We start from the raw sequence: 16,092 nt of genomic DNA, 5'->3' as shown, positions 1-16,092 counted from the left end.
GGTGATGCCGGACGTGTGTAGCTCGCTACATACGTCCGGCATCGTTGTTTGCTATCAGTCGGTAACTTTGAGCACGATGCGACCACGGCCGTGGCCGGTCTTGCTGCGCTGATGCGCCTGAGCCGCATCAGCGAGCGGATATGTCGCTTCAAGCTCGACTTTCAACTGGCCCTCTTGTATCAACTTCGTGAAGGTTTCCAGGAGATCGTGCGAAACCTGGGCGGAGAAACGCTCAACGCGCGCATTCTTCTCCTTCACCTGCGCCTCCTCCGGCTGCCCCGCGATCGTCACCAGCGTGCCGCCGTTTTTCAGCGCTTTGAGCGACGAGGCCAGGGTTGGAGCGCCTACGGTATCAAAGACCAGGTCCGCGTCGTGCACGGTCTGATCGACCGACTCAGATTTATAATCGATAACAGTATCGGCTCCTAGCAAGCGCACAAAGTCAATGTTTGAGCTCGAGGTGGTGGCTATGACGTGGGCCCCTTTCCAGTGGGCGAACTGGACCACGAACAGGCCAACACCGCCGGAGGCACCCTGAACGAGAACGGTCTGTCCAGGCTGAAGATTGCCATGGTCAAACAGACCCTGCCAGGCGGTCGTCGCACCCACCGGGATGGCCGCGGCCTCTTCAAAGCTAAGTGCGTCAGGTTTCAGAGCCAGGGTATTGACCGAAGCTGGAATATACTCTGTGTAGCCACCCCTGGCGCTCTGCCCAAAGACCGCCTGCCCCTTCTGGAACGCCGTTACCCCGGGTCCAACCTCTTCGACGATGCCCGCGATGTCGCGACCGGGTATGTAGGGGAACTGTACCGGGCGGAAGTCTTTCAGCCAGCCCTCGGTAATCTTCCAATCGACCGGATTTACTCCGACCGCATGAACGCGCACGAGCACCTCATCGGCCTGGGGCTCAGGAATCTGCGCCTGCTCAAGCTTAAGCTCTTCCGGACCGCCATAATTGTGAATACGTATTGCTTGCGCTTGTTTAGCCATAACAGATGAACTCCTTTTACTTTTCCTGTCAAAGACTCTCTTCTTGACACGTATGTATATTACGTTGGTAACTTCTATCTGATGTGGGTGAAATACATGAGTGGGTATTTTTGCATCTATGAGAATACCTGGAGCCATACTGTTGCATAACGGCCAGAACTTTTGCCATGCGTCGGCAGAGAAACCGGGGTGGCAATGGCTATGAATTGACCGTTTGTACAGGAGGATCCCCGTCTTTTGAACAATGTCACCGTCGAGGAGGTGAGAGATACTATTATAAATAAGGGGTGGTGAGGAGAGAAGTTAACATAATAACTAGGCTGGAAGGATAAAATTCATGTATATTCAAGAACTTACCATACAGACCAGGAAGCTGAGCGAGCAGAAAGCTTTTTATAACACTGTGCTGGAGTTACCTGTGGTCGCTGAGACGACGACCTCATTTACGGTTCAGGCTGGCACGACCCGTCTCACCTTGCAGGAGACGCGACAAGAGGTGCTCTATCATATCGCCTTTACGATTCCGCGCAACAAGTTTCAGCAGGCCAAGGACTGGATCGCGCAGCGAGTACCACTTTTGCCGCTCAAGACGGGCGCAGACGAGATCTTTTTTGATGGCCTCAATGCGCGCTCATTCTACTTTGAGGATGCGGACAATAACATCCTGGAATACATGGTGCATAACGGCCTGGAGCACGAAACGCCAGGAGAATTTGGATCCCAGGATGTTCTGCGCGTGAGTGAGATTGGCCTGCCGGTGGAGGATGTACCGGCCATTGCCGCTCAGCTGGAGCAGCGGCAGGGGATCATCTCCTATCCCGTTGCAGATCAGGTCTCCCCTGGTTTTGGCTACCTGGGAGATATCTCCGGTCAGCTGGTGGTGGTAAAAACTGGTCGCCCCTGGCTACCCACCGAAACGGTCGAGGCGATTGTCTCGCCGGCCCAGGTCGTTATCAGTGGGCCGCGCGCAGAGCAGTTCCAACTTGCTCCCTATCCATACACTATTACCGTACACACAGCATAACAGCGTCCCAATGATCTTTCACAACAGACGAGACCTCTTTTCTACCGCTTTTCTCTTGTAAAAGATCTTGTGGGTGATTCTACCTCCCTGTTTCGATGGGTCATTGTTTCAAAATGATGGAGGAGAGCGTGTAAGTAGTAAGAGCGTCTCTGGCTAAAATTGTTGGGCTACGTGTGTGGTTATTCCCATGAAACCTTGCCGGGTTTGAGCTGGACAGGAGGCGTAACAGCATGCACTCCTCACCATTCATCAATGAACAACTGCTCATGCCGTGTGAGCGGCTGGAGCAGTTAATTGCTGCCTTGCGCCATAGAGGATACCAGGTGATCGGGCCAACCGTGCGCAATGAGGTCATCGTCTATGATATGCTGACCTCTATGGGTGATCTTCCCAGAGGTTATACGGATGAACAGGATGGTGGCAGCTATCGCCTTAAGAGGCGCCAGGACGATGCCTGCTTTGGCTATGCTGTTGGTCCGCATTCATGGAAGCAGTTTCTGCAACCTCCAATTATGCGTCTCTGGAGCGCGTGGCGTGACGAACAGGGAATTCGCATAGCTAAAGAGAATCAGCCTCCTACTAAATATGCTTTTCTTGGCGTGCGCTCCTGTGAGTTGCACGCCATTGCCATTCAGGATCGTGTGTTTTTGCAGGATGCCTATATCGATCCAATCTACCAGGAGCGCAGAAAGGATCTTTTTATTGTCGCTCTCAATTGCGGGCAGGCTGGTGGAACCTGCTTTTGCACCTCAATGCAGACGGGGCCGCGCGTAACTGTTGGCTATGACCTGGCGCTGACAGAAATCATAGATGCACACAACCACTTCTTTGTAGTTCAAATTGGAAGTGAAGCGGGCGCAGACATCATGCACGCTCTAGAGTGCCAGCCGGCTGGAGACGAAGATATCGCACGGGCTGAGCAGGTAGTAGAGCAGACGGCCCGATCGATGGGACGACAGATGCCGACCTCTCCAGAGGGCATCAAAGATCTGTTGGCGCGCAACCTGGAACATCCACGTTGGGATGAAGTGGCTCAACGCTGCTTGAGCTGTACCAACTGCACCATGGTCTGTCCCACCTGTTTTTGCACCACTATAGAGGATACTACCGACCTGGCGGATAAAGAGACCGAACGCGTACGCAAGTGGGACTCGTGTTTTAACGTGGACTTCTCATATCTGTATGGAGGTAGCGTACGTACCTCGCCCAAATCACGCTATCGGCAGTGGATGACGCATAAGCTCTCAACGTGGTACGAGCAGTTTGGTTCATCTGGCTGTGTCGGCTGTGGCCGCTGCATTACCTGGTGTCCGGTGGGTATCGACATCACGGAGGAGGCGCGCGCCATCTATGACAGTGAGCAAAAGGAGTCGTAGCCATGCCAACGTGTGAACAGATCCTGATTGCCCATCCTTTCTTCAAAGGTTTGCCCCTGTACTATCTCCATCAACTGGCTGACCTGGCCACGCCGGTTGAGTATGAGCCCAATCAGTATATCTTTCATGAAGGCCAGTCGGCCGAATATTTCTATGTGATTATCGAGGGAAAAGTTGCGCTGGAGACCTTTGCAGCCGATCGCGGTGCTATCTCCATCGAGACCATCGAGGCGGGTGAGGTATTGGGCTGGTCATGGTTATTCGAGCCGTATCGCTGGCATTTTAGCGCCCATGTGATTGAGAAGGTCAAGGCCATTGCGCTGCATGGAGAGTCCCTGCGCTACATGTGTGAGAGCGATCACGTATTTGGATATCGGCTCGTCAAGCGAGTGGCATATATCGTTATGCGAAGGCTACAAACAACGCGCCTGCAACTGCTTGATATTTATCAAACAGGGATGGGAGGTAGTTGATGATACTGACAGACAGCATTGATCCTATGCTGCCACGCTGGTATCGCATCCGGCGCAGGCAGGATGAACTTCCCAATATTGTGACTTTTGAGCTTGAGGAGACGGACAACAGCAAGCCACTTCCTTTCTCGTGCGGGCAGTTCAATATGTTATATGCATTTGGTGTGGGCGAAATACCGATCTCGATCAGCGGTGATCCGGATCATCCGGAGCAGATGGTCCATACCATTCGCGCGGTTGGTAACGTTTCAAGCGCACTCTGTGCCATGCAACCCGGAGCTGTGCTTGGAGTGCGCGGTCCCTTTGGACATTCCTGGCCGCTTGAGCAGGCGCGGGGCAAAGATCTGTTGCTGATAGCCGGAGGAGTGGGACTGGCGCCGCTGCGTTCCGTCATGTATCACGTTATTGCCCACCGCGAGGACTTTGGCCGCGTGACACTGCTCTATGGTGCGCGCACGCCCGAGGATATCCTTTATCGCGCGGACTGTGAGCACTGGCGTGGCCGACTGGACCTGGATGTTGTCGTTACGGTCGACCGAGCCAGTGAGCGCTGGCGCGGCAGCGTTGGCGTCGTTCCCAAATTGATCGGACGCGCCTTTTTTGATCCGCTGAACACGCTGGCGTTTGTCTGTGGGCCAGAGATCATGATGCGCTTTGTCGTCAATGAGCTAGAGAGATGTGGCGTCCCATGTGAGGGGATATATATATCAATGGAGCGCAATATGAAATGTGCCATCGGTCATTGTGGACACTGCCAGTATGGTCCCACCTTTGTTTGCAAGGATGGGCCGGTGCTGGCCTACAGACAGGTGCGAGACCTGTTATTCAAACGGGAGATCTAAGATGGGCCAGGGACAGAAATCTAAACTGGCGGTCTGGAAGTTCGCCTCCTGTGATGGATGTCAACTGAGCCTGCTGGACTGCGAGGACGAACTGCTGGAACTGGCCGTGACGCTGGAGATCGCCAACTTCCATGAGGCGTCCAGCGCCGTAGTGAGCGGACCGTATGATCTCTCGCTGGTCGAGGGCTCGATCACTACCCCGGAGGAAGTAGAGCGTATCCAGCAAGTGCGGCAGGTCTCAAAATACCTGGTGACCATCGGGGCCTGCGCGACCGCTGGTGGCATCCAGGCCCTGCGCAACTTTCAGGATGTGCGCGAGTTCACCGATCTAGTCTATGCCTCTCCCGCGTACATCAAGACGCTAAGCACCTCGACGCCCATCTCTTCTCATGTCACCGTCGACTTTGAACTGCAGGGCTGTCCCATAAACAAGCATCAGTTGCTGGAGGTCATCAATGCCTTTTTGCGGCAGCGCAGGCCCGACATTCCCGCCTATAGTGTCTGCGTAGAGTGCAAGCGACAGGGCAACGTCTGCGTCATGGTCGCGCACGGTACACCTTGTCTAGGTCCTGTGACGCATGCCGGTTGTGGAGCAATCTGTCCCTCGTTCAATCGCGGCTGCTATGGTTGCTATGGTCCCAAAGAAACCCCTAATCTGGTGTCGCTGAGCCGCCAGTTTCGGCGCATGGGAATGACGAACGCGGAGATCAGGCGCCAGCTACAGACCTTCAACGCGTATGCCGAGCCGTTTCGTCGGGAGAGCACGTCATTATGAATAATAATAGAAATATCATTATTGATTACCTGGCTCGCGTCGAGGGCGAGGGGAGCCTCTTCATCAAGATGAAAGATGACCTGGTGCAGGATGTTGAATTAAAGATTATCGAGCCGCCGCGCTTTTTTGAGGCGCTGTTGCGTGGACGCGCCTTCGGTGATGCGCCCGATATTACCGCCCGCATCTGTGGCATCTGTCCCGTGGCCTACCAGATGAGCGCCGTACACGCCATGGAGGATGCCTGCGGGGTCAGGGTGGAGGGACGACTACGTGCCCTGCGGCGTCTGCTCTACTGCGGAGAATGGATCGAGAGCCATACACTGCATATCTACATGCTGCACTCTCCTGATTTTCTCGGTTACTCATCAGTGTGGCAGATGGCGCAGGACTATCCCGATGTTGTGCAGCGCGGTCTGCAGATGAAGAAGGCGGGCAATGCCATCATCGAGTTTCTTGGTGGTCGTGCCGTTCATCCCGTCAACGTTAAGGTCGGCGGTTTTTATAAAGTGCCCATGCAGCAGGAGTTCGTATCCCTGGCAGAACAGCTGCGTCGAGGTAGAGATAACGCGCTGGAAACGGTGCGCTGGGTGGCGCAACTTCCCTTTCCCGACTTTCAGCAGGATTACGAATTTGTTGCCCTCGGTCATCCAGATGAATATCCAATGAATGAGGGGCGGGTAATCTCCAATAAGGGTCTCGATATCACCGCCCGAGAGTATGACGATCATTTTATTGAAGAGCAGGTGCCATATTCAAACGCGCTCCATTCACGCTTGAAAGGACGGGGCGCCTATATGACTGGACCACTGGCGCGCTACAATCTCAATTTCAACCGTCTCTCTTCTCTGGCGCGAGAAGCAGCGCGATCCGTGGATATGGATGCGACCTGCCGCAATCCTTTTAAGAGCATTATCGTGCGCAGCATCGAGGTGCTCTATGCCTTCGACGAAGCCCTGCGCCTTATCGAGCAATACGAGATGCCTGAACAGTCGTGCGTGTCGCTGCAGCCACGGAACGCGACCGGTTATGCTTGTACCGAGGCGCCACGCGGCCTGCTCTACCATAGATATACCATTGATGAGCATGGCATTATTCGGGACGCCAGGATCGTTCCGCCAACATCACAGAATCAAAAGATGATCGAACAGGACCTCAGAGGCTATGTGGCGCGCATCATCCAACTGCCCGACGATGAATTGACCTGGAAATGTGAGCAGGCGATCCGCAACTATGATCCCTGCATCTCTTGCGCGACGCATTTTTTGCGTGTGCATATCGAACGCGCATAAAGCAGGGGACAGCGGCAGAAAGGGAGTAAGTATGTCCGGGCGCATGCTGGTGATCGGGATCGGCAACGGCTATCGCAGCGATGATGGCGCGGGATTGCTGGCTCTCCGGATGTTGAAAGAGATGCAACTCCCTGATGGCGTGACCTGCCTTGAGTCTGATGGTGATGGCGTGTGGCTGCTAGACGCCTGGGCGCACGCTGAGCGCGTCATTCTGATCGACGCCGTTGCGTCAGGAGCGTGCCCCGGAGCGCTGCATCGACTTGATCCCCACGTAACAAGCATGGCTTTTGCTGGTCCCAGATTTTGTTCCTCGCATGCCTTTGGGGTCTGGGAAGCCATACAACTGGCGCGGGCACTCAACAGGTTGCCGCCAGACCTGCTCATCTATGGTATCGAGGGCGAATGCTTTTGCGCTGGCACCACTATTTCGCCCGTTGTTGAATGTGCCGTAAAGGAGGTTGTTAAGCTGATCTGGCGGGACATCCAGTCTCATATGATAGAATAGAAAGCGCAACACACTAAAACTTTTTTCTTTATCTTTAAATAGATGGAAAGGCAAATATCATGAATCCATGGCAAGAGAGAAATGAAGGGGTTATCAAGGAGTTTCGCGCCAACGGTGGTAAGGTTGGAGGCTGGGCGTCATTGATCCTGCTGACCACCAAGGGAGCCAAAACGGGCCAGGAGCGCATTATTCCTTTGATGTATGTACCAGATGGGGACCGCATCCTGGCAGTGGCCTCAAAAGGTGGCAATCCCAAACATCCCGAGTGGTATCTAAACATTCTCGCCCACCCGGAAGTGACCGTGGAAGTAGGGAACGAGAAGTTTACTACCACCGCGAAAATTCTTACCGGAGAAGAGCGTGCCAGGGCATACAAGCGCGCGGCGGAAGTCTTCCCTCCCTACGCGGAATATCAGCAGAAGACGTCGCGTGAGATCCCCGTTATCGCGCTTGATCGACCCGCCAGGTAGTCTGCTGCCAGCATAAGAACCAGGCCGAAGCATCTCTGAATCAGAGATGCTTCGGCCTGGTTTTTTTTGTTCGGGGATAGATAGGACGCGCACAGAGAGTTTGGTGATCGTGGTCATACTGTCCCATCGTGATGATCTGATTCGTTCATTGAATGAACCGTCGTGCATGCTGTGGAAGACGTAATGGTGGTCTGTTTTTATGAACGCAAGAGGAGAAAAACTCATGCAGATACCATCCAGATTTGAAGTCAAGACGTTGATGGAAGAGCATTATGATCCCTGTATTTCATTGTTTATGCCTGTTGAGCAGGTTGGGCCAGAGACACAACAGAATCCGGTTCGATTGCGCAATCAACTGCGTGAGATCGAGAAGCAATTGGAGCAACATACACAATTCGCAAGTATAAAAGATGAACTGCTGAAGCCACTATCAAAGTTGCCCGATGATCACGAATTCTGGCTGGAACCAGGTCAGGGAATGGCTATCTTCCGTAGCCTGGAGCAGTTTCACTGTTATCGCCTGCCAGAACGCGTCAAGGAGCAGCAGGTGATCAGCTCACACTTCTATCTCAAGCCCCTGCTATCATTTCTAGCCAACGACGGACGTTTCTATGTGCTGGCGTTGTCACAAAATGAGATCAGGTTGCTGGAGGGGACGCGCTACACGATACAGGACGTCCTCCTGCCAGAGCAGGTTCCCGAGAGCCTCGCGGCGACGCTGCAGTATGAGCAGCCGGAGAAAGAACTGCAGTACCATAGCACTGGTTCAGGTGCGCTGGTAGGCAAAAGTGGACGGCACACGTTGGTCTTTCATGGCAAAGGTGAAAGTGACGAGGCAAAAGAGCAGCTGACACGCTACTTCCAGCAGATCAACCACGGTCTGCGTGAACTGCTGCATGACGAAACCGTCCCGATGGTGCTGGCGGGGGTAGAATACCTGACGGCCTTGTATCGCAAGGCCAATACATATCCTCACCTGCTTGAAAATAGCCTGGCGGGCAACCCGGATGAGCTATCGCCCCAGGAACTGCATCAGAAAACCTTGTCACTGGTTGGGCCGGTGTTGGAACGGGGACAGCAGGAGGCGCTGGCACAGTATCAGGAGAACTCAGGAACAGAGATGGCCTCCAACAATATTACCCTGGTCGTGCCTGCCGCCCACGAGGGGCGTATCGCCTCCTTGTTCATCGCGCGCGACCGCGAGCAATGGGGCCGCTTCAATCCGCTCACCGAGGCTATGGAGGTGCATGAAACCGCCATGCCCGGGGATGATGATTTACTGGAGCGGGCGGCCACCCAATGTGTTTTGCATGGTGGCGCCGTCTATATCCTCGATCAACCCGATGCTATTGGCGGCCAGTTAGCCGCAGCCGTATTCCGCTATTAACGATGTAACACAATCCGGCATAGCGTCACCAAAGATGTTATGAGTTATCCTGGATTTTTCAAAAATCCGTCAAACTGGTGATGCGGGGTTCACAGAGGCGGTGAGCCCCTGTGGGGGGCCAGGGGTCTCCCCTGGCCTTCTCTCTCTTGTAGGGCCGCCACAGGCAGCCCCACAGGGAAAAATATTTGGTGGGGGTAGTTGAGTACATTTCAAAGTACTTTCATCTGTAGACATAATAGTTGAGAGAAAAAGATGGTAATATAGATAAATATAAATTTTATGCGAGCAGACGGTGTAATTGAGCTCATGTGTAATGATAATGCAAAAAACTTTAAAGGTGTGGAGGTTGAAAGAATCCCTTGAAGCGCATATAATAGAATTAATGCATACAATGATAAAGAAAACTATTTTTAATTCATGGCAACTACGCATAACAAACAAAGCGCATGCATCAGATAGGGCAATGCTGTAATAAATTGAGTGCCCAGTGGTAAGCTATTCAAGGAAGAAGGGATAGTGCATATTGAATAGGCTTTTATTTGCTTTTCGTAGGGCGTTGTTTCAGTATTTAAGCGTTTCCAGAGATGGTTTCTCATCCTTTCAACGCCAACTCGCCAGAGGGAAAAATGTGCCAGCCACTCTTCCGCTATTCTGGAAGACTCGTCAGCGCCTGATGGCGTCTGTGCTGGTTCTGGCTATATTTTTTATTTCGCTTGCATCCGGCCTCAGCGAATTTATGCCGGCCAGGGCCAATTCGCCACTCTGGCATGGCTTGCAGGCCAGCATGGTCCATACCAGCGATGGGCCGGCCAAACCCTTTGTACCCCCGGTTATATCGACTCCAACCAATACGGATGTGCCTACTACCACTGCGACCGATCCATCAAAAAATCCATCGGGAGCGGATACATCGACGCCAACAGACACGTATCCAACTTCAACTGATTATCCACCCTCAACTGATTATCCGACTTCAACCGATTATCCGCCCTCGACTTCAAACGGTCCCGTAGCGGATCAACCTTCGTATCCCGTAACGACGCAACCTGATCCGGGTTCTAACAATGGAATAACAACGCAACCAACCAATCTGCCTTCGACCCAGGGTTCGAATCCAAATCCGACGCAACCAACCAATCCGACGCAGCCAGCAAAATCGACTGCCACACCGACGCCGACCCCTGTCCCGACGGCCCCCCCGACAACAACGGATACGCCAACGCCAACTGCTACGCCGACGCCGACAGATACCCCGCCTCCGACGGATACCCCGTCGCCGACGGACACACCGGTTTCTACCGGACCCTGTACGGCTAATTCACCAACGGCGACTGCTACATCGACAGCGCCTGTCAAGGCGACACCAACCGCTCCTGGCAACCCTGTCCTGTCGAACCTTGTGCAGGTCACTAATCGCGCATTTGGAGCTGATGGTTCTACATATGTACCTAACAGTTGGGGAGTGCAAAAGAGCCGGATAGTACGCACTTCTAAAGATATCTTTACCGTCTATATTAGTGCGGGTACAGATTTACAGAATCGTACCTGGCATCTGATGCATCTGACCTCCAATGGCCATTGGGAAGAATTGAAGAATGGCGACGCGGGGACCGAACCGATCAATATTCTTGTTGGACCCAACGACGAACTTCACCTGTTTACGTGGCCGGGCACACAGGGGAAGTTAGTGCATCTATACTCAAAGGATCTGGGTAATACCTTTGAGCAAGAGGACATCACTGGCAACTGGTCAACAGATCAGGGCTATAGTGGTGCTACTATTGATGCCAAAGGTGATATGGTGATTTATCAGACCTCTCAGGATATTCCGGGTCAATTCCTCTGGTCCTATTATTCTGCGTCTGACGGTAAATGGACCTTCCATACGAATACCCTGGATTGTCGCTATACCTATGCCTTTTTCTTCCTGGGTGAGAACAACGATCTGACAATTACAGCCATGCGTGACGTCAAGCGGCAAGAGCTTGGACTGACCGCTTCCTCTGGCTTTGACTACATCTTTAATGCGATCGGATACTTCTATATCAAAGATGTTACCGTGGCAGATCCACAGATGTCCTTTTTCAAGGTTACGGAGGTACAGCCGAAGAATACTACTGATTACGATGTAACCTACTTGACGGATAGCTACATTGATACCCAGGGCAGAGTGCATATTCTCTATAATAATCTGTATAATGGGCCACATCATGCCATTATCGAGAATGGTCAGATAGTGAAAGATGTAAAGCTAGATATCTCGCTGGGTACAAAGGCGCGTATTACGCAGGATAGCCAGGGGCATTTTTACGTGATCACAATGAGCAAGGATGGCAATTCGTTGAACGTTTATCCGGGGACCAGCAATGATACCGATGGAACTCAGCTCATGTCCGCAGTATCGCTTCCCATCTCTAGCAATCCTGGCTGCGCGGATGATGATTTCTGTCATTCGCCTACCTTTACGGTACCTAGAAGTGGGAACACCAGAAGCGATGTTGTCGATGGGGTATATGGGAACCATAATGATGAGATCTATTTCCAGATTAATCTGCGTGGTCAACCCAAATCTTAGTTAGTAGTCTGTAGTTAGACTGCACGTATGCGCCCATACTTCCTAATAAAGTGGTGTGGGCGCGCTTTTTGTTTTATACCAGTAGTAGTGGAAGGCGTACATAGGAAAGGAGCTTCTTTGATGATAACTGGTACATCTTCGTTGGCAAGTGTGTATGAGGGATGGGATGGTCATCAGCGCAGCCTGGTGCGGGCTATCGCTCCGCTTTCTCCTTCGCAACTGTCCTATCGGGCCGCGCCGCACCTGCGATCAGTGGGAGAGATCGCCAGCCACCTGAGCCTGGGACGGGTAGGCTGGTTCCAACGGATGCATGCTCCGGGCAGCGAGGAAGTAGCTCGCCAGGTCGAGGGATGGGAGGAGGAGTCGCGAATCGTCGAAAATGCGGCGGAACTGGTTCGACGCCTGGAAGTGACCTGGCATATGATCGAGACCACGCTTCATACCTGGACTATCAGTGATCTGGCCCAGACCTATCAGCATACATACTGGGGAAAGACCTATGCGATCTCGCGCCAATGGACGATCTGGCGCATCATGTCTCATGACCTGCATCATGGTGGCGAACTCGTTATTCTTCTGGGCATTCAAGGTATCGATGTCCCTGAACTTGGCGATCTGGGTGGCCATATCACCGAACCTCCTCTGGTTGACCCATCCTGACCATTGCTCGCTCTAAGTACCAAGAGCGAGCAATGGTATTATTAATTTTCTATTTTGTCCGGTGTGAGGTGATGGGGATAGAGTTTGCGCATGTTATCGCCGAAGAGTTTGATGGCCTGCTTGCGTGGTAGGATACGCGTGGTTAAAATGGCGGCGGCTCGATTGCCGCGTCCGGCGATGTGGCTCGGGGTGCGTCCCAGGGCGGCTATCGCCTCTGCGACCGTTGGGGTGGCTTCCATATAGGGCATGGTAACCGATTTATAGCGTGGTTGCGCGTGATGGAAGCCGGGGGTATTGGTGGCTCCAGGTGCGAAGCCCAGCACATCGACTCCCGAGCCGCTCAGCTCATCCCAGAGCCCCTCAGCTAGAATCAGATTGTAGGCTTTGGTGGCCGCGTAGTTGGTGACGAGCGCCGTCCCCTGCAGCGCGGAGGCGGATGAAAAGAAGATGATTCCTCCTCGTCCACGCTCGCGCATCAGGCGTCCAAAGTGGTGCGAGAGCGTCAGGGGCGCGTAGCAATTGATGGCGATCTGCCGCTGCAACGTCTCCAATGGCACATCGAGCAGCGGAGCAACCGAAGAGAGCCCCGCCACATTGGCGACCAATCCTATCTCCAGACCCTCTGTTCCCCTTTGTATATCAGCGAGAAATGAGGGATCGGATAGGTCAACAACCAGGGCCTTTGTCTGTATACCATACTCTCGCTGTAGGAACTCAACTTGTTCCTGAAGTTTGTCTGGTTGGATATCGATGGCGACGATATTCAACTGGTGTGCCGCGAGTTGATTGGTAAATTCTTTCCCAAGCCCTGATGCCGCGCCTGTGACCAGGGCCCATGGACCATAGCGTTGCTGAAATGCGATCGTGGTTGGCATAAATAGATTCCATCCTATTCTTTGCATAAGATTTGTGCATCAACGTTTGTGGTAAGTGAAGAGCTTGTGTGCAAAGGAATCCTATTGAAATAAAGGTGATAGAGACCTGCTCATCAAAGGTGAGAGGCCAGCGGAAGCATACTTGTCTCCATCAGCTATCATACCATACAGTTGATGAGTATCATCAATGCCGCTATAGCTGTCTTTATCTTTCTCGTGCCCAATATTGCATCGATAACAAGCTCACATTACAGCGCTATAACATCACGTTAACCGTATGTTTGCATAATCCTTAACGGTGAATAAATATACTGATTATATGATGGTTCATAGAGTGTTGCTTTATAAAGATAAAGTGCAGGCTCTATTTTTATAAAGCAAATATAAATTACACTTATATGATGAGGAGGTGTATGAACCAGCAGCAATGGACTACTAAACCTCAATCCCGCCGTAAGGTTTTAAAGCAGCTCGGCACGGCTGCCGGAGCGGGTTTTGCTTTGGAAGGGATTCTCGCGGCCGTGGAGCAGACGTCCGCGCACGGGAGTGCCGCTTCCAATCCGATCAATCACGTGCTGGTTGCCTGCCAGGAAAATCGTACGTTTGATGAATACTATGGTTACTATCCCAGAGCCGGTAGCTTTGGTGTTCCTCAGAATTATTCGCAACCAGATGGCAATGGCGGCTCTGTAAAACCCTATCATTTTCCGCTGCCCATCAGTAATGATGTTTCCCATTCCTGGCAATCTATTCATAGCGAGTGGAATAATGGTGCTATGGATGGCGTCTATACTACGGATGGTATCGGTGCTATGGGCTATTACAATGGTTCTGATCTGCCGTACTACTACTCGCTTGCCAATCAGTTTACCCTGTGCGGAAACTACTTCTGCTATCAGCTTGGCCCCACTACCCCCAATCGCCTGGCGTTGTGGAGCGGTACCTGTGGCGGTAATACCACCAACAATATCAATGGTGGACAGCTCGACTGGCCAACCATCGCGGATGTACTTGACCAGTACAAGATCAGTTGGAAGTGTTACAACCTTGGTTCTGGTACCGGTAGTTCGCCGACACAGCTTGAGGGATACAATGCACTTGCTTACTTTAAAAAGTGGGTGAATGATTCCAGGCTTTACTTACCAGAAAGCGCCTATTATAACGATTTGAAGCAGGGCACGTTGCCTCAGGTCTCGTTTCTGATCACTGAATCAGCCATTAGCGAGCACCCACCCGCAGATATTCAGATGGGACAGAGTGCAATGAAGCAGATTATCCAGGCTCTCATGAACTCAAGTTCCTGGAAAAGTTCTGCTCTCTTCTTTACTTATGATGAAGGCGGCGGCTATTTTGATCATGTTGCCCCTCCGCAGGTAGATGCTTATGGTATGGGCTTCCGTGTCCCTACACTGGTGATTTCACCCCATGCTAAACGTGGCTACGTTTCCGGGCAATTATATGAGCATAGCTCTGTTCTGAAGTTCATTGAGCGCCGTTTTGGATTGCCCACTCTGGCGAGCATTAACCATCAGTTTGATACCAGCACGCCGGCTCAGAACAATGATGCCGCGCAGGGGAAGGCGTATGGACCGCCAGCACGGCCCCGTGATGGGCTGGCTCAGATCGGGGACTTCTACGAAGCCTTCACCTTCTGATGCCCCTATCTCTTTACTGTTGTTTTTGAGGAGTTGGTGCACCAACTCCTCAAAACAACCTTTGTTTTATCTCTATAAAGAGATTGAACGCTGGAAGGCGTTGAAGAGGGCTTTAAAATTCCCGATCAGGGTGGAATCTACTATGTTGCCCTCGGCGTCCAGTTTTTTGTTGATCATGGGGATGATGATCTTTCCTTCTTCCAGGATATGGGTTCCCAGGGCGGTCAATGTCAGTAGCAACGAGGCGTGGGCCTTGTCCCCACCCCCCATAGAGGAGATGCGCTGATCGCGGCCACTGGCTTTTCAGAGAAGTCACCCGATGATACGGTCCAGTCGAGCGCGTTTTTCAGCGTGCCCGGCACACCGAAGGCGTATTCTGGTGTGCATATAAGTACGCCATCAGCCGCCTGAAGCTGCTGGCGTAACGCGACCACCGACGCTGGCGGGTCATCCCCATCCAGATCAGGTGTAAAATGAGGCAGGTCTCCCAGTCCCTGATATAGGTGTGTCTCGATCCCTGCAGGCGCCAGATCCATAATTGCTTTTGCCAGGCGTGTATTGCTCGAACTGGCGCGTAGACTGCCAGAAATTACCAGAATCTTCATTACCTTCTACCTTTCTCTATCAAAAACTGCACGTATCAACGTTCTGTATCAGACGATGAATGCTCTCGCTTAAGCCATAAAGTGGAGCTAACAGGAAGTGTACATATTCAAGTCAACTTGAAGTCAAGCCCTGTTTCCCATCCTGGCTACGGTCTTGCTTATATTGTTGCGACAGGTGTCATTTGCGTACCCGCCAGGAGCGGAGCAAGGTGTGCAACAATCTGAAATACTGGCCGCCAGTCTAATAGCGGTAGGATAATTATCAACTGTGAGGTATTATAAAGAGCTTTAGTGGAATATATCATAGTTTGCGTAATAATAGAGGTGTATACTGGAAATAGGTGAATATCGGCGTAGACTCGTGAGATCCTATAAGGAGTATGAACAATGGAGAAAAGGCTGAGTGAGCAGGATACGAAAAAACTGACTTTTCCAGGATGGAATTGACGGAAGAACAATTAGGACAGGTAAACGGAGGGCTTAATCCACAACCGCTTCCTCCCGGTGCGGCGCACATATTCAAGCTGGAGAATAGTATTACCCGACAGGGTATCATTGTCATCGGAAACCATCAAGAATAGTATCATTGTT

16 protein-coding genes are annotated in these 16,092 nt (G+C 52.1%); 12 read left to right on the top strand and 4 right to left on the bottom strand.

Annotated elements, in window-relative coordinates; genetic code table 11:
* Positions 1–54 precede the first annotated feature (54 nt).
* On the bottom strand, positions 55–990 hold the full coding sequence (locus AABA21_RS01700) for an NADP-dependent oxidoreductase (protein ID WP_338247180.1): 936 nt from the start codon (positions 988–990) through the stop codon (positions 55–57).
* 337 nt (positions 991–1,327) lie between these two features.
* Between AABA21_RS01700 and AABA21_RS01695 the strand changes: the two genes are divergently transcribed.
* From AABA21_RS01695 to AABA21_RS01645, 11 genes are all read left to right on the top strand, one after another.
* The gene (locus AABA21_RS01695) at positions 1,328–2,014 is read left to right on the top strand and encodes a VOC family protein (protein ID WP_338247178.1); all 687 of its coding nucleotides are present in this window, start codon (positions 1,328–1,330) and stop codon (positions 2,012–2,014) included.
* A gap of 230 nt (positions 2,015–2,244) precedes the next feature.
* Positions 2,245–3,390 carry a 4Fe-4S dicluster domain-containing protein gene (locus AABA21_RS01690; RefSeq protein ID WP_338247176.1) on the top strand — a complete coding sequence of 382 codons (1,146 nt, stop codon included), beginning with the start codon at positions 2,245–2,247 and terminating at the stop codon, positions 3,388–3,390.
* 2 nt (positions 3,391–3,392) lie between these two features.
* Complete coding sequence (locus tag AABA21_RS01685; protein WP_338247174.1) at positions 3,393–3,863, top strand: cyclic nucleotide-binding domain-containing protein; 471 nt, start codon at positions 3,393–3,395, stop codon at positions 3,861–3,863.
* Positions 3,863–4,705: an FAD/NAD(P)-binding protein gene (locus AABA21_RS01680; protein ID WP_338247172.1), complete on the top strand. Its 843-nt coding sequence runs from the start codon at positions 3,863–3,865 to the stop codon at positions 4,703–4,705. Before AABA21_RS01685 ends, AABA21_RS01680 begins: the two co-directional genes overlap by 1 nt.
* A gap of 1 nt (position 4,706) precedes the next feature.
* Entirely contained in the window at positions 4,707–5,480 is a 774-nt protein-coding gene (locus AABA21_RS01675) for an NADH-quinone oxidoreductase subunit B family protein (protein ID WP_338247170.1), read from the top strand.
* Positions 5,477–6,769 (top strand): Ni/Fe hydrogenase subunit alpha, encoded by a 1,293-nt coding sequence (locus AABA21_RS01670; RefSeq protein WP_338247168.1) that lies wholly within the window; start codon positions 5,477–5,479, stop codon positions 6,767–6,769. Before AABA21_RS01675 ends, AABA21_RS01670 begins: the two co-directional genes overlap by 4 nt.
* Positions 6,770–6,800: 31 nt before the next feature.
* Complete coding sequence (locus AABA21_RS01665) at positions 6,801–7,274, top strand: hydrogenase maturation protease (protein WP_338247166.1); 474 nt, start codon at positions 6,801–6,803, stop codon at positions 7,272–7,274.
* A gap of 59 nt (positions 7,275–7,333) precedes the next feature.
* Entirely contained in the window at positions 7,334–7,744 is a 411-nt protein-coding gene (locus AABA21_RS01660) for a nitroreductase family deazaflavin-dependent oxidoreductase (RefSeq protein WP_338247165.1), read from the top strand.
* A gap of 223 nt (positions 7,745–7,967) precedes the next feature.
* The gene (locus tag AABA21_RS01655) at positions 7,968–9,131 is read left to right on the top strand and encodes a baeRF7 domain-containing protein (RefSeq protein ID WP_338247163.1); all 1,164 of its coding nucleotides are present in this window, start codon (positions 7,968–7,970) and stop codon (positions 9,129–9,131) included.
* 628 nt (positions 9,132–9,759) lie between these two features.
* Complete coding sequence (locus tag AABA21_RS01650) at positions 9,760–11,706, top strand: hypothetical protein (RefSeq protein WP_338247161.1); 1,947 nt, start codon at positions 9,760–9,762, stop codon at positions 11,704–11,706.
* Between the two features lie 120 nt (positions 11,707–11,826).
* Positions 11,827–12,366 (top strand): DinB family protein, encoded by a 540-nt coding sequence (locus tag AABA21_RS01645; RefSeq protein ID WP_338247159.1) that lies wholly within the window; start codon positions 11,827–11,829, stop codon positions 12,364–12,366.
* A 41-nt stretch (positions 12,367–12,407) separates the two neighbouring features.
* Here the strand turns inward: AABA21_RS01645 and AABA21_RS01640 are convergent, their stop codons facing one another.
* Positions 12,408–13,241 carry an SDR family NAD(P)-dependent oxidoreductase gene (locus tag AABA21_RS01640; protein WP_338247157.1) on the bottom strand — a complete coding sequence of 278 codons (834 nt, stop codon included), beginning with the start codon at positions 13,239–13,241 and terminating at the stop codon, positions 12,408–12,410.
* Between the two features lie 413 nt (positions 13,242–13,654).
* Between AABA21_RS01640 and AABA21_RS01635 the strand changes: the two genes are divergently transcribed.
* Positions 13,655–14,896, top strand: coding sequence for a phospholipase C (locus tag AABA21_RS01635; RefSeq protein WP_338247155.1), 1,242 nt, complete (start codon positions 13,655–13,657; stop codon positions 14,894–14,896).
* 72 nt (positions 14,897–14,968) lie between these two features.
* On the opposite strand, the gene AABA21_RS01630 is transcribed toward AABA21_RS01635, so the two are convergent.
* Both AABA21_RS01630 and AABA21_RS01625 read right to left on the bottom strand, forming a co-directional pair.
* On the bottom strand, positions 14,969–15,136 hold the full coding sequence (locus tag AABA21_RS01630) for a hypothetical protein (RefSeq protein WP_338247153.1): 168 nt from the start codon (positions 15,134–15,136) through the stop codon (positions 14,969–14,971).
* Positions 15,127–15,501: an NADPH-dependent FMN reductase gene (locus AABA21_RS01625; protein WP_338247152.1), complete on the bottom strand. Its 375-nt coding sequence runs from the start codon at positions 15,499–15,501 to the stop codon at positions 15,127–15,129. Before AABA21_RS01625 ends, AABA21_RS01630 begins: the two co-directional genes overlap by 10 nt.
* Between the last annotated feature and the right edge of the window lie 591 nt (positions 15,502–16,092).

This window comes from Dictyobacter halimunensis (assembly GCF_036245075.1).
The sequence above is the reverse complement of the archived record's forward strand: the minus strand, read 5'-3'. Positions and strand labels throughout refer to the sequence as shown.

Coding starts and splice junctions, on each gene's coding strand:
- AABA21_RS01635 (WP_338247155.1), top strand. CDS start 13,655: ATGAACCAGCAGCAATGGACTACTAAACCTCAATCCCGCCGTAAGGTT.
- AABA21_RS01670 (WP_338247168.1), top strand. CDS start 5,477: ATGAATAATAATAGAAATATCATTATTGATTACCTGGCTCGCGTCGAG.
- AABA21_RS01665 (WP_338247166.1), top strand. CDS start 6,801: ATGTCCGGGCGCATGCTGGTGATCGGGATCGGCAACGGCTATCGCAGC.
- AABA21_RS01680 (WP_338247172.1), top strand. CDS start 3,863: ATGATACTGACAGACAGCATTGATCCTATGCTGCCACGCTGGTATCGC.
- AABA21_RS01640 (WP_338247157.1), bottom strand. CDS start 13,241: ATGCCAACCACGATCGCATTTCAGCAACGCTATGGTCCATGGGCCCTG.
- AABA21_RS01675 (WP_338247170.1), top strand. CDS start 4,707: ATGGGCCAGGGACAGAAATCTAAACTGGCGGTCTGGAAGTTCGCCTCC.
- AABA21_RS01700 (WP_338247180.1), bottom strand. CDS start 990: ATGGCTAAACAAGCGCAAGCAATACGTATTCACAATTATGGCGGTCCG.
- AABA21_RS01625 (WP_338247152.1), bottom strand. CDS start 15,501: ATGAAGATTCTGGTAATTTCTGGCAGTCTACGCGCCAGTTCGAGCAAT.
- AABA21_RS01645 (WP_338247159.1), top strand. CDS start 11,827: ATGATAACTGGTACATCTTCGTTGGCAAGTGTGTATGAGGGATGGGAT.
- AABA21_RS01660 (WP_338247165.1), top strand. CDS start 7,334: ATGAATCCATGGCAAGAGAGAAATGAAGGGGTTATCAAGGAGTTTCGC.
- AABA21_RS01690 (WP_338247176.1), top strand. CDS start 2,245: ATGCACTCCTCACCATTCATCAATGAACAACTGCTCATGCCGTGTGAG.
- AABA21_RS01685 (WP_338247174.1), top strand. CDS start 3,393: ATGCCAACGTGTGAACAGATCCTGATTGCCCATCCTTTCTTCAAAGGT.
- AABA21_RS01695 (WP_338247178.1), top strand. CDS start 1,328: ATGTATATTCAAGAACTTACCATACAGACCAGGAAGCTGAGCGAGCAG.
- AABA21_RS01655 (WP_338247163.1), top strand. CDS start 7,968: ATGCAGATACCATCCAGATTTGAAGTCAAGACGTTGATGGAAGAGCAT.